The sequence below is a fragment of the Corallincola holothuriorum genome, assembly GCF_003336225.1.
GTDB classification, from domain to species: Bacteria; Pseudomonadota; Gammaproteobacteria; order Enterobacterales; family Neiellaceae; genus Corallincola; species Corallincola holothuriorum.
In genome coordinates, this window is sequence record NZ_QPID01000010.1 from 135,740 (window position 1) to 149,424 (window position 13,685).

Annotated in this window: 11 protein-coding genes; 6 read left to right on the forward strand and 5 right to left on the reverse strand. The window is 51.2% G+C overall.

Annotated features, from left to right (window positions below; translation table 11 throughout):
* Positions 1-44 precede the first annotated feature (44 nt).
* The 3 genes from DU002_RS15675 to rhlB all read right to left on the reverse strand — a co-directional run bounded on the left by DU002_RS15675 (position 45) and on the right by rhlB (position 4,256).
* A complete protein-coding gene (locus tag DU002_RS15675; protein WP_114339349.1) occupies positions 45-1,313 on the reverse strand; it encodes a DEAD/DEAH box helicase in 1,269 nt (422 codons plus the stop codon).
* A gap of 162 nt (positions 1,314-1,475) precedes the next feature.
* Positions 1,476-2,981: a guanosine-5'-triphosphate,3'-diphosphate diphosphatase gene (gppA, locus tag DU002_RS15680; RefSeq protein WP_114339350.1), complete on the reverse strand. Its 1,506-nt coding sequence runs from the start codon at positions 2,979-2,981 to the stop codon at positions 1,476-1,478.
* 3 nt (positions 2,982-2,984) lie between these two features.
* Positions 2,985-4,256 (reverse strand): ATP-dependent RNA helicase RhlB, encoded by a 1,272-nt coding sequence (rhlB, locus tag DU002_RS15685; protein WP_114339400.1) that lies wholly within the window; start codon positions 4,254-4,256, stop codon positions 2,985-2,987.
* 109 nt (positions 4,257-4,365) lie between these two features.
* Here rhlB and trxA point away from each other — a divergent pair, with 109 nt between their 5' ends.
* From trxA to DU002_RS15700, 3 genes are all read left to right on the forward strand, one after another.
* Positions 4,366-4,692 (forward strand): thioredoxin TrxA, encoded by a 327-nt coding sequence (trxA, locus tag DU002_RS15690; RefSeq protein ID WP_114339351.1) that lies wholly within the window; start codon positions 4,366-4,368, stop codon positions 4,690-4,692.
* A 200-nt stretch (positions 4,693-4,892) separates the two neighbouring features.
* A complete protein-coding gene (gene rho / locus DU002_RS15695; protein ID WP_114339352.1) occupies positions 4,893-6,158 on the forward strand; it encodes a transcription termination factor Rho in 1,266 nt (421 codons plus the stop codon).
* A gap of 159 nt (positions 6,159-6,317) precedes the next feature.
* Complete coding sequence (locus DU002_RS15700; RefSeq protein ID WP_114339353.1) at positions 6,318-6,941, forward strand: DUF642 domain-containing protein; 624 nt, start codon at positions 6,318-6,320, stop codon at positions 6,939-6,941.
* A gap of 23 nt (positions 6,942-6,964) precedes the next feature.
* Here the strand turns inward: DU002_RS15700 and DU002_RS15705 are convergent, their stop codons facing one another.
* Positions 6,965-8,506 carry a DUF3369 domain-containing protein gene (locus DU002_RS15705; RefSeq protein WP_114339354.1) on the reverse strand — a complete coding sequence of 514 codons (1,542 nt, stop codon included), beginning with the start codon at positions 8,504-8,506 and terminating at the stop codon, positions 6,965-6,967.
* Positions 8,507-8,583: 77 nt separating this feature from the next.
* Entirely contained in the window at positions 8,584-11,010 is a 2,427-nt protein-coding gene (locus tag DU002_RS15710; RefSeq protein ID WP_114339355.1) for a cation:proton antiporter domain-containing protein, read from the reverse strand.
* 116 nt (positions 11,011-11,126) lie between these two features.
* Here DU002_RS15710 and ubiD point away from each other — a divergent pair, with 116 nt between their 5' ends.
* Genes ubiD through fre form a run of 3 tightly spaced genes read left to right on the forward strand, consistent with a single transcriptional unit; the run spans position 11,127 to position 13,627 of the window.
* Positions 11,127-12,596: a 4-hydroxy-3-polyprenylbenzoate decarboxylase gene (gene ubiD / locus DU002_RS15715; protein ID WP_114339401.1), complete on the forward strand. Its 1,470-nt coding sequence runs from the start codon at positions 11,127-11,129 to the stop codon at positions 12,594-12,596.
* The gene (locus DU002_RS15720) at positions 12,593-12,868 is read left to right on the forward strand and encodes a 2Fe-2S iron-sulfur cluster-binding protein (RefSeq protein WP_199405259.1); all 276 of its coding nucleotides are present in this window, start codon (positions 12,593-12,595) and stop codon (positions 12,866-12,868) included. The genes ubiD and DU002_RS15720 overlap by 4 nt, the downstream gene beginning before the upstream one ends.
* Before the next feature lie 60 nt (positions 12,869-12,928).
* Positions 12,929-13,627 (forward strand): NAD(P)H-flavin reductase, encoded by a 699-nt coding sequence (gene fre, locus DU002_RS15725; RefSeq protein ID WP_199405260.1) that lies wholly within the window; start codon positions 12,929-12,931, stop codon positions 13,625-13,627.
* Positions 13,628-13,685 lie beyond the last annotated feature (58 nt).

Below are 13,685 nucleotides of genomic sequence, written 5' to 3' on the forward strand. Positions count from 1 at the left end.
AGCTGAGCTCGCTTTTTTATTGTCTGCTACTTTGCTAGCTAAAGTTAGCCATTCGCTGGGCGATGGCCTTTTGCCAGTTCGCCGGAGCGTTGTCCATCCGCGTGTTCGATTTTAGGTTTCTTCGGCTTTTTCGGTCGCGGAGCACGCCTTGCTTGTGGCGTGCGTGAAGGCGGTAGCGGATGAGTCGGTTCAAAACCAGATAGCTCTTTACGCGGAATAATATCGCCAATAAGTCGCTCAATAGCAGCAAGCAGTTTGAAATCATCGGCACAGACTAGTGATACCGCTTCGCCACTGGCACCAGCTCGGCCGGTACGACCGATGCGATGGACATAATCTTCAGCCACATGGGGCAGATCGTAATTGACCACATGGGGTAACTGATCGATATCCAAGCCGCGGGCAGCAATATCGGTGGCCACGAGAACGCGGATAGCACCACTCTTAAAATCGGCTAATGCTTTGGTTCGCGCCCCCTGACTCTTATTGCCGTGGATCGCTGCGGCGTTGATCTCTTTGGCGTTGAGTTGCTTGGTGATACGGTTGGCACCGTGTTTGGTTTTACTGAATACCAACACCTGTTGCCACTGATTATCTTGGATTAAGCGGGTCAATAGCCCGGATTTCCGCCCCTTATCCACTGGATAAACTAACTGCTCGATACGCTCGGCGGTAGTATTAGGGGGAGCAACGGAGACCTCAACAGGGTTGTTAACCATCCCTTTTGCCAGCGCCCGGATCTCGTTTGAAAAGGTTGCCGAAAACATCAGGTTTTGGCGTTGTTTAGGCAGCAGGGCGAGGATCTTCTTGATGTCGTGAATAAAGCCCATATCCAACATACGATCGGCTTCATCAAGTACCAGTATTTCCAGTTGCTTAAAACGCACCGCATTTTGATTGTATAGATCAAGCAGTCGACCCGGTGTAGCGACCAATACATCCACGCCCCGTCGTAGTGCCATCATCTGTGGATTGATCTTAACGCCACCAAACACCACCGCAGATCTTAAGGGTAGATGTTTTGAGTAAGTTTCAACACTTGCACCTACCTGCGCCGCCAGTTCGCGGGTTGGTGTCAGCACCAGAGTGCGCACCTGGTTGGCTTGTGCTTGCGGCCCTTTCGACAATATTTCCAAGATAGGTAAGGTAAAGCCAGCCGTTTTACCGGTACCTGTTTGTGCCGCTGCCATCACGTCCCGCCCTTCGAGTACCGCAGGAATGGCCTGCGCTTGAATAGGAGAGGGGGTTTCGTAGCCCTGCTCTTTGATCGCTGCAAGAATGGAATCAGAGAGGCCGAGTGAGGCAAATGACATATAAAGGTCTCGTTTTGTTACGGGGGTAAGTGCCTAATGGCGGGCGCGCAGCTTACCCTATAAAGAGCGCCAGCGCGAATAGGCCTATAAAATCGTTATGTGGCCTTGTTAAACAGTGTAGCGGGTTTTAGGGGGCTAAGGAGCTGAGATAAGAGTGCTCAATCAGGATCCTGTCGCCGCAGTGAGCTTTAATTCACCGCCAATCTTCAATGTGTAGCACGCTTCTTGCTGCAACTCACTGCTGACCAGCGGGTGGCTATTTAGCCATGGCTGGGAAAGTTGCAAGCTCAGGGTCTCGCCCTCTGCTGTCAAAATCAGCTCAGGTACCGAGCTGTCTTGGCGGCGGCCACAGAATATAATGGCCAAGCGCAGTAGCCGAGTCAGGCGCATGGCTGTTGTTGGCTCAATGCCGGTCAGCTGCTCATAGCAAGCACTGTCGAGAGGCCCTTGATACTGACCGAGCAGACTTGCCAACAATAATTTCTGACTGTTGCTAAAACCGGGGAGCGTGGCATTTTCGATGATATATTTGGCGTGTTGCTGGGCATTTTGATAGCCAATCAACAGGCCGATTTCGTTGAGTTGTGCCGCACTGGCAAGTAGCTCATTGAGTTCGATATCTTCTAGCTGCCATGGAGCCGCTACTTGCTGACATAAGGCCAATGCAAGTTCACTGACCCGAGTGGCGTGGGGCTGATCGATTCGAAACTGTTGTTTGAGGCCGGCGAGGGTGCGTTGGCGGACATTTTCTTGGCGCTGCTCGCCTAACATCTCGTAGACGATCCCTTCTCGCAGGGCGCCGCCAGAAGTGGTCATCTGCTCAATGCCAAACTTACGAAACAGGGCAATTAAGATCGCCAAACCACTGACAAACACCGGTTTGCGTTCTTCTGATAAGCCGACGATATTCAATGCCTGAAGTTGGCCACAAGCCACTGCTTGCGCCATCATTTGCTGCAACTTAGGCAGCGTGATCCGCTCGTCATATCCTTGCGCCAGCAACACTTCCTGTAATGCCTGTACCGTGCCGGATGCGCCAACACAACGCTGCCAGCCATAGGCGCAATAATCGACGACCAAGGGCGCGACCAAAGCTTCTGCCGCGCTAATGGCTGCATCAAAATTGCTTTGTTGCAGTTGACCGCCGGCGAAATAACGTTCACGGAACAGTACACAGCCCATATTCAAACTATGCAGAATGTGGGGTTCATACTGTTGCCCAACAATCAGCTCGGTGCTGGCACCGCCAATATCAATCACCAACTGATTACCACTGCCACTGGAGGTGTGCGCGACACCTTGGTAGATGGTTTCTGCTTCTTGCTCGCCGGTAATGATTTGGATTGGGTGGTCAAGGATCTGTTCTGCCGTCGCAATAAACTGCTCGACATTCGCGGCGACTCTGAGGGTAGCGGTGCCGACAATGCGAATATTGTTGGCGGGAATATCCTGCAGGCGTTCAGCAAACAAACGCAAACAATCCCAACCGCGGATCATCGCTTCTTCGCTAAGTTGGTTTTGCGTGTCTAGCCCTGAGGCCAGCCGCACTTTGCGTTTGATCTTCGCCAGTACCTGCACACTACCCGCGACAACCCTGACAACCAACATATGAAAACTGTTGGAGCCAAGGTCGATGGCGGCATAAAGCTGGTTAGGCGAACTATTCAAACATTAGCCTCGGCGATGGCCACCGCTGCGGCGTTGTGAAGAGCGGTTCTGTCCGCCGCCACTGCGTCTTGGGCGGTGCTGACGGATCGGCGCAGGCAGATCATCCAGCAGAGCCGTAGGATCATATTGGCTGACGGGAATGTCATGACCAACATAGCTTTCAATTGCTGGCAGATTCAGTGCGTAACGTTCACAAGCAAAACTGATGGCGTGGCCACTTTCGCCAGCACGGCCTGTCCGGCCTATACGGTGAACGTAATCTTCACAGTCATCTGGCAGATCGTAGTTAAAGACGTGAGTCACTTTTGGAATATGTAAACCACGGGCGGCAACATCTGTCGCTACCAGAATATCTAAACTACCATCGGTAAATTGCTCGAGAATTTTTACGCGCTTGCGCTGAGGTACGTCACCCGTGAGCAGTCCAACTCGGTGGCCGTCAGCGGCTAGATGGCCCCAAACTGCTTCCGATTGGTGCTTGGTATTAGCAAAGACAATTGCTTTATCCGGCCACTCTTCTTCCATCAAGGTCAGCAGCAGCGGCATTTTATGCTCGTTAGAGGGATAAAACAGTTCTGCTTTAACGCGATCTGCCGTCATCTTTTCCGGCTCGACGTGAACGTGAGTCGGATCATTCATATGCTCGTAGGCTAACTCACGAACGCGCATCGATAATGTGGCAGAAAACAAAAGGTTGAGTCGGTTATCAGGCTCAGGCATGCGGCGGAAAAGATAGCGAATATCTTTAATGAAACCGAGGTCAAACATACGGTCAGCTTCATCCAATACTACGGCTTGGATATGGTTGAGGCTGAAAATGCCCTGCTTGAAATAGTCAATCAGGCGGCCGCAAGTGCCAATAAGGATATCAACACCTTCATTGAGCGTTTGCCGTTGAGATTCGTATCCCTCGCCCCCATATACCAGACCTAGGCGCAAGTTTGAGCTTTTCGCCAGCGCTTCAGCATCATGGTAGATCTGAATGGCCAATTCTCGGGTCGGTGCAATAATAATTGCACGCGGATCCTGTGGCTTGCGCTCTTCAGCAGCAGGGTTGTTTAACAGGTAGTTGACGGTTGCAACAAGAAAGGCAATGGTTTTACCTGTGCCTGTTTGGGCTTGCCCTGCAACGTCTCCACCGGCTAATGCCACTGGCAGGCTCATCTTTTGGATGGGCGTACAATATTCAAAACCCTTGCTATGCAGGGCGGCGAGGACCTCCGGACGGAGATCAAACGCGTCAAAGCGCGTATCTGATAGGTGTGTTTTACTCATGGCGCCAAGCATATCAGGTTGCGCTTGCTTTACAACTTGAGATGATTTGAAATACTAACGCTAGTGCACATGCGCTTCGCGCTAGTCGATTAATAAAGCGGAGAAGAAAATGAACGAAAAGATTGTTCAGCTAAGCGATGATAGCTTTGAAGCTGACGTACTGGCTGCAGACCAAGCGGTATTGGTAGATTTTTGGGCCGAGTGGTGTGGTCCTTGTAAAATGATCGCCCCTATCTTGGATGAAGTGGCTGATGAGTACGATGGAAAGCTGACCATTGGCAAGCTGAATATCGACCAGAATGCTCAAACTCCCCCTAAATACGGCATTCGTGGTATCCCTACTCTGCTGTTATTCAAGGGCGGTAATGTGATTGCGACTAAAGTGGGTGCGCTGTCTAAAACTCAATTAAAAGAGTTTCTCGACGCCAACATTTGATCGTGCTCGACAATGCGGCGGGAATTCCGCCGCATTTAGTGGACGCCCCTAATTTAAGCTGCTAATCTGATCCTGCTTTGAGCATTTCCTGACCAATTTTCAATATAAATCCTTTTTAACATTAAATATTCTCGGGAATATCCAGGGTTCAGCCACGCATTCTGCGTGCTTAATACCCACCATTCAAGAAACCCACCGATATGAATCTAACTGAATTAAAGAACAAACCCATCTCAGAACTCGTTGCCATCGCAGAGTCGATGAAGCTAGATAATCTGGCTCGTGCTCGCAAACAGGACATCATCTTCGCAATTCTTAAAGCCCATGCGAAAAGTGGCGAGGATATCTTTGGTGGAGGGGCTCTTGAGATTTTGCAGGATGGTTTTGGCTTCCTTCGCAGCGCCGATAGCTCATACTTGGCCGGACCGGATGATATCTATGTATCGCCGAGTCAGATCCGCCGCTTTAATCTGCGTACTGGCGACACCATTGCCGGAAAAATTCGCCCGCCCAAAGATGGCGAACGCTATTTTGCACTGTTGAAAGTCAATGAAGTGAACTTCGACAGACCGGAAAACGCCCGCAGTAAAATCCTTTTTGAAAACCTCACGCCACTGCACGCTAACGAACGCCTGCGTTTGGAGCGAGGAAACGGTTCGACCGAAGATATCACCGCACGAGTGCTGGATCTGGCTTGCCCCATCGGTAAAGGCCAACGCGGTTTGGTGGTTGCACCACCTAAAGCCGGTAAAACTATGCTGTTGCAGAACCTGGCGCAGTCAATTGCCTACAATCACCCTGAGTGTGTATTGATGGTGTTGTTGATTGATGAACGCCCAGAAGAAGTCACAGAGATGCAGCGTTTGGTACAGGGAGAAGTGGTTGCTTCTACCTTCGATGAACCAGCAAGCCGTCACGTTCAAGTGGCCGAAATGGTGATTGAGAAAGCCAAACGTCTGGTTGAGCATAAGAAAGATGTGGTGATCTTACTTGATTCCATTACCCGTCTGGCACGGGCTTACAACACTGTGATCCCTAGCTCCGGTAAAGTACTTACCGGTGGTGTTGATGCCAACGCCTTGCATCGTCCGAAGCGTTTCTTTGGTGCGGCGCGTAATGTTGAAGAGGGTGGTAGCTTGACGATCATCGCTACTGCGCTGATCGATACCGGCTCGAAGATGGATGAAGTGATCTACGAAGAGTTCAAGGGAACTGGTAACTCTGAAGTTCACCTGGATCGTAAGATTGCTGAAAAACGTGTTTATCCAGCTATCAACATCAATCGTTCTGGTACCCGCCGCGAAGAGCTGCTGACGGCACCGGATGAACTGCAGAAGATGTGGATTTTGCGTAAAATCGTTCATCCTATGAATGAAAGCGATGGTATGGAATTCTTGATTGATAAGTTGGCCATGACCAAAACTAACAATGAGTTCTTTGATGCGATGAAGAAGCAAAAGTCATAGTCTGACACGTTTTTTTTAGCATAGAAAACCCGCCATATTGGCGGGTTTTTGTTTATCAAATGTACAGAGTTGTTAATTATTTGAGTGTTAGCTGATATACTGCAGCGGTATTCTCAGTTGTTATCGTCGTCATTCGGCGATCTGTAGTAGGGAACCCCGATGTTGAAAACCTCTTTTGTGGTCTCTTTCTTGGCATTGCTATGGGCGCCATTGGCCTCGGCAAACTTGATTGTAAATGGCAGTTTTGATCAGTTTGAACAAACACCCACACGCAGTTGGTCTGTTTATCAGTCGTTGATTGGTTGGCAAACGACAGCAGGATCCGGCATTGAAGTGGGTAAATATCATCTCTACACCAACAGCAACCCTGAGGATGATAACCCTTGGGTCGTTGAACTCGATAGTTACAACAATTCTGCTATGCAGCAGACGGTACAGGTTGAGCAAGCAAGTTTGTTTGAGTTGAGCTTCAGTTATGCGGCACGTACCAATAGGCCAAATGACAACATCATCAATGTTGGCTTGCTGCCGTTGAGCCCTGATTTGGCCAGCTTCAACGAAACAAAGCGTTCCCAGCAAGGCTGGCAAACGGTGAGTTATAAGATTTGGTTGCAACAAGGTGCTTACGACCTTGAGTTAAGTGCGGGCGGTATCAGCAACTCTCTAGGTGGTTTGATCGACAATGTGCGTTTGATTGATGTGGATGCACCAGCAACCCCTCTGCTTGCCAGTTTGGCTCTGTTTGGTTTGTTGCTTCCTCAGTTGCGCCGTCGCGGGGCGTAATCTCTTCGCTGGTGTTTATAGGTTTAATCCGGGTAACGTGCCCGGATCGCCTTAATCTGTTCGAAGTTCTCTATCAATAGGTCAACAAGGCGCGGTTCAAACTGTTTACCACGCTCTCTTTGCATTAGATCGACAATTTTGTCGTATGACCATGCCTCTTTATAACAACGCTGGCTGGCCAAGGCGTCTAACACGTCGGCCACGGCAGTGATCCTGGCGGCTACGTCGATCTCTTCTCCCGCTAACCCTCTTGGGTAACCTGTGCCATCCCAACGTTCATGATGCTGCCCGGCAATCACTGAGGCGAGCTTAAGTATTCGCTTGCCGGAACGTGCCAGCAGGGTTTCACCAAAATTGGCGTGGGTCTGCATGGTTTGCCATTCCACATCGTCCAGTTTGCCTGGTTTATTGAGAATACTGTCGGCGATACCGATCTTGCCGATGTCATGCAGGGGCGATGCATACTTGATTAAGTCTGCCGATTCTTCGTCTAAGCCATAGCTGAGTGCGAGAAAATGGCTGATTTTGGCAACCCGTTTAACATGGGCGCCGGTCTCCTTTGAGCGCCCCTCAACAGCTTCACCTAGGATATAAACAAGCTCCCTCTGGGTATCCTCCACCTCTTCCCGGATCAACAGGTTTTCGTAGGTAAGGCCAACATTGGAGGCGTAGATCTCCAGTAGTTGTTGGTCGAGATCGGTGAGATCTCCCGGATACTCCAAATAGAGCAAGTTTTCTGCCCCCATGTGAGAGCGCTTGTAGCAGACGTAGTAGTGTTCGGTAGCGAATGATCCCTGTGTTTCTGATGCTTTTTTAAAGGCATTGGCAACTTCTGCAGGCAGTTCGTCAATGGATTGCACATCCTTGTATTTGTCCATGTCACCACTGGTAGCCAGCACATGGTAGTGGCCTTCCTGTACGCTGGCGGCGTAAGCGCTGAGTTGGCGGCAGCAGATCGCATCTGACTGGAGACCCAGTAAGTTGATGATCTGATCGAGTATGGCCGAGGCGAGCGTGCGTAACGTGTGTGATTCATTGACTTCACTGATTGCGTCGATAACCCGGCGTAACCCTTTACGACTTTGATTGACGGTGCATATGTCGCGGTAGCTGCGGATAGTGGAGTAGACGAGCGTTTTCATTTTGGTGGAGGTTAGTTCGGTTTTGTCTTTGTAATCGTTGATGTCATAGTCTCGAATGACTTGCTCTTCCGGAGCTTGCCCTGGCTGACCGGTTCTAAGAACGAGGCGCGTGTATTTGTTTTTCATCTCTTCACGGATCACGCGGGCGCAGTTGAGACCGGCATCGGGGGTTTCCATCACTACATCAAGTAACGCCAGTGCGATATCTTCTCGCTCTGCCATCACTTGCAATGCTTCTTCACCGGTATAAGCGCTGATCAGCTTCAGAGGTCGGCCTTGAACTTCCATGCCGCCGAGCACCATGGTGGTGATCTGATGCACTGCCGGTTCATCATCGGCGATTAACACATGCCAAAACTGTTGTGCGTCGTGATTACTGGGAACCGCGACTTCTTCTTCACTGAATAACAGTTTGTCGTCCATTCATACTCTCCTATCCACCTCATAAGAAAAGATAATTCAAGCCGCCGGTAATGCCAGTGAAGCGACGATAATTACTTCTATTTTGGTAGATTGAGCAGCCTTTTTATTAATACCGGGTACTCTTTGGCCATGGCTTGCCATTGCTGCTGATCAAAGCTCAGTACCTCAACAGCACAGATCGCTTTGGCGCGATTGGTACAAGGGGTGGGTGTTGCTGGGTCTTGACCTAGTTGCACCCCCGCCCCCTTGGCACTGATATCGGTGATGTGGCCTTTGTCGGTATCAAAAACCTGCACTGTTCCCGCCAACAACAGTAGCCAACATGATCTGCTCTTTTCGTTGAACAGCAGCTCGCCTTCGTCGATCAATCGGTGCTGGCCATGTCTGAGTAGTGACTGCAGGTGTTCGATGGGCCATTTTTGTAGAGACTCTAATTGCTGTAGTTGTTGTAACTGGTTTTCATGCAGTGAGGGCAGTTTGAAGTGCTGTAACTGCGCCTTTTTCATTTGGTTGTCGGTAAGCAGCTTTTCTCTCTCCCCACTTTCCAGCAAGCCTTGGCTGGCCAATTTTTCAATCGTTTCAGCTCGATTGTTGAGCAGTACACGTTGACTGATATGGGTTTGTAATGCCCGACATAAAGCGGGGTAGTGCTGTTCTAATGCTGCGAGCCGGAACTCAAGCTGACGTTGGTTTTCATGGAGTAAGTGCATTACTTCATTGGCTATCTCTACGGGCGGCGAAAGTGTGGGTAGCAGGATCTGCAGATCCTGTTGTGCCTGGACAAATCCCCGTGCCATATCGTATTGCAGGCGCAGCCTCTGCTGTCCCAGTGCCAAGGTATTGTTTTGCCATCCCGGAAACTGACTGATTAAGCGGTGCCAAAGCGGCGGTTTGGTGAGCTGATCCAAAATTTGATGATGGTTTAATTGCGGCTTGCCATCCAGTGCCAAGTCGAGCGCTTGGAGCAGTTTATGCAGGGCACTGCGGCTGAGATAGCCCTGGTGATACTGTTGCCAATAGAGCTGGCGCTCGGCCTCCAATAACTGACGGAATAGGGCTTCCCGATCGGTTGGAGTGCCGAGTTCGTGAGTCTGTTGAATTCCCAATTGCTGCTCAATTCTAGGCCAGTTACTGAGGCGTAGATGGGGGTTATTCTTTAGTTCGGCAGCGCTGGCTAGCGTTGCTTGATTGAGCAAACCGCAGGCATGGTCCATGGCGGCTTGTTTGGCGGGTGATAACCGGTCCAACTTTAACCATTGGCAAAGGTGGCGCATGGTGGCGGCATTGATAAGTAGGGTCAGTGATACCACCCCTGCGGTGAGGAAGAGGATTTGATGGCCACGTTCGTCGCTTAAGCTCGGCGCATGCATCAGGCTTAAGGCGAGTACGAGAGCGACAGCGCCCCGTAGGCTACCCCATACCAGTACTATCGCTTTGTCGAGGCGAAAGCCCCCTGGCATTTTCTTTAGAGCGGGATAAAGCAGGGCAACGGTGATTGTGCGTACCAACATGACGATTAAGTACACCCAGGGGATCAGTCCCCAAGACAATTTGTCGTCTAACGGAATATTGACCGCGATGGTGATGCCAACCAGCAGGAATGCCAGCGTATTGGCGACATGTGCCAATAGGTGCCAGAACTGATCAAGAAACCGTATCACCTTGTTCGGTAGCCAAAGGGCGATGTGGGTGGCGAGGGTAAGCCCTAAGGCTACCACGGCGACGACGCCGGAAAGGTGGAGTACTACTTCCGCCAGCATGTAGCAAAAAAAAGCGGACACGACGGAGAGACTGATCTGAGCCAATGGATCCTGCTGCAAGCGTCGCATCCAGATGAGGAATAGGCGGCCAATCAACCAGCCGAGTACCCCTCCGCCGATGGCGACCACCACAAAATCGACCAGCGTCATACCGCTCATGGTGGCACCCGGCTGCAACAGCCCAAGGAATAGCAGGAAGATGACAATGGCGGTGCCGTCGTTGAGGAGTGACTCCCCTTCCAGCAGTGTTTCCAAGCGCTTTGGTGCGCCAAGCTCCTTGAGGAGAGCGACGACCGCCACCGGATCAGTTGCACTGATCAGCGCGCCAAATAGTAGAGCTTCGGTCCAACTCCATTGCCAGGGCAAAAACATGCGGCAGGCCCAAGCGGTGAGTACGGTGGCAATAATCAGTCCAGGCACGGCGAGTAAACTGATCTGTGGAAATAGCCGTTTAAATAAGTGCGGCTCCATATTGAAGGCTGATTCGAAGATTAAGATGGGCAGAAACAGCGCGAGGATCAGGTGGGGTTCCATGGTGGCGATGTAGCTGACCATTTGATTGCTGACGGGGTCGATCTCTCGCAACAAACCGCTGCGGTCCAGCCCGCCAAGTAGGAGGCCGACCAACATCAGTGCCACCGTGTAGGGTAGTTTTTTCCCATGCAGCATCTGCCGCACGGCAGAGCCGATCACCAGCGCGCTGATGGCGCATAGGAGCAAGAGCAGTTCGGCGGTGAGTTGCATAGGCGACTCCGGCAGATATCTTGTTGAAGTATAGGTGCTGAGGAAGAGAGCTTGGGCATGGCATGGTTCACTGTCATCGTTATAATGACGTCAATCAAAGATTGGGTAGCAAACAGATGAAATATAGGGATTTACGAGAATTTATCGCACATCTTGAAGAGATGGGGGAGCTAAAGCGGGTATCACAAACCATTGACCCTTATCTGGAAATGACCGAGATCTGCGATCGTACCCTGCGGGCAGAAGGGCCAGCGTTGCTGTTTGAACACCCGAAAGGGCATCAGGTGCCGGTGTTGGCCAACTTGTTTGGTACGCCGCGGCGGGTCGCTTTGGCGATGGGGCATGATGATGTGGCATCGTTACGGGATGTGGGTAAGTTATTGGCTTACTTGAAGGAGCCTGAGCCACCGAAAGGCTTCCGTGAATTGATCGATAAGCTGCCTGCGTTCCGTCAGGTGTTAAATATGCCCACCAAAAAGATTAAACGCCCGCCGTGTCAGCAGGTGGTGATGAGTGGTGATGAAGTAGATTTGACGGCGTTGCCGATCCAGCATTGCTGGCCGGGAGATGTTGCCCCATTAGTGACCTGGGGTTTGACCATCACCCGTGGACCACTTAAAAAACGTCAGAATCTGGGAATTTACCGCCAGCAACTGCTTGGTCGCAACAAGCTGATTATGCGTTGGTTATCCCACCGTGGTGGTGCGTTAGACTTTCAAGAGTGGCAGCAAGCGCATCCTGGTGAAAAATTCCCCGTGGCAGTGGCGTTGGGCGCCGATCCTGCGACAACGCTGGGGGCGGTTACGCCGGTACCGGACACGCTTTCAGAGTATGCCTTTGCCGGTTTACTCCGGGGCAGTAACACCGAAGTAGCGAGTTGTTTGAGCTGTGATTTAGAGGTGCCAGCGCACGCTGAAATTGTGCTTGAAGGTTATATTGAACCAGGTGAAGAAGCGGATGAAGGGCCTTATGGCGATCACACCGGCTACTACAACGAAGTTGAGCGCTTCCCTGTGTTTACTGTTACCCATGTCACCATGCGTGAGAATCCAATCTACCATAGTACCTATACTGGTCGTCCGCCTGATGAACCGGCAGTATTAGGGGTGGCACTGAATGAAGTGTTTGTACCGATCTTGCAGAAGCAGTACCCCGAAATCACCGATTTTTATCTGCCGCCGGAAGGTTGCTCGTATCGTATGGCCGTGGTGACGATCAAGAAACAGTACCCGGGACATGCCAAGCGAGTCATGATGGGGGTGTGGTCGTTCCTACGTCAGTTTATGTATACCAAGTTTGTGATTGTTTGCGATGACGATATCAATGCCCGTGATTGGCAAGATGTGATCTGGGCGATCACCACACGGATGGATCCTAAGCGTGACACCACCTTTGTGGAACATACGCCGATTGATTATCTCGACTTTGCCTCCCCTGTGGCAGGCTTAGGGTCAAAAATGGGGCTTGATGCCACCAATAAATGGGCAGGGGAAACCGACCGTGAATGGGGCGAACCGATCACCATGGATGAAGCGGTTAAGAGCCGAGTCGATGAGCTATGGGATGAGCTGGATATCCTGAAGTGAGTCAGGTTTTTCAGGTGCAGGTGAATGACGGTGAATATGAGTTTACCGTCGATGGGGGCGAGACCTTGCTGCAAGCAGCATTAGCTGCGCCTGTGCCTTGGCCACATCGTTGTCGTCAAGGTGGTTGTGGCAGTTGCTTATGCAGGGTGACTTCCGGTACCGTGTGCTACCCTCGGATGGCGCCGATGCTAACAGTGCCAGAACAGCAAGAGGGTTGGTGTTACGCCTGCTTGGCGACACCGACTAGCGATTTAACGATAGAGATTGGCTGAATATAGAGACTGGTTGGGGTCAATGTGTCCCGACGGCTTTCAGGTGAGGAGTTTCAAAAAGTGTCGCAGATCCTGCAGTGTAAGGTAGAGACAGTTACGCCGTTGACCGAGTTTGTCTATCGGGTGAAGTTGCGTTGCCAAACGCCGGTTGAGTTTGCCGCAGGTCAGTATCTGCAGTTATGCATTACTGAGCGGGACAAGCGCCCGTTCTCTATTGCATCGGTTCCCGGTGACAATGTGATCGAGCTGCATATCGGCGCGTCTACCCGCGATGGCAAGGCGATGGAGGTGATCCACTTCCTGCAGGTTAATCGTGATATTCAGGTGGAGTTGCCGTTGGGGGATGCGCAACTGCGACAACCATTGGCACGTCCTATCATTTTGGTGATCGGCGGCACGGGTTTCTCATATGCCCGTTCTATTGTTGGCGAACTGCTGAAACAGCCTCTATCACAACCGGTTTATCTTTATTGGGGCGGTCGTGATCGGCGCTCTTTGTACTTGGCGCCGTTAGCACAGCAATGGGCGCAGCAAACTCCGCATTTCCACTTTATTCCGGTGTTAGAGAACCCGCCATCGGGTTGGCAGGGAAAGCAGGGCAAGGTGCATGAAGCTGTGTTGGAGGATTTTGTCAGCCTGGACAGTTACGATGTGTATGTGGCCGGTCCATTTGAGATGGCCGGTGTTGTGCGAGCCGCATTTGCCCGTCAAGGGCTGCACCCTGATCATCTATACGGTGACGCCTACGCGTTTATCTAGCGCATACCTCAGGCCAACTTTCTGTTGGCCTGTATCTGTTATCTATTCACTCATTTGC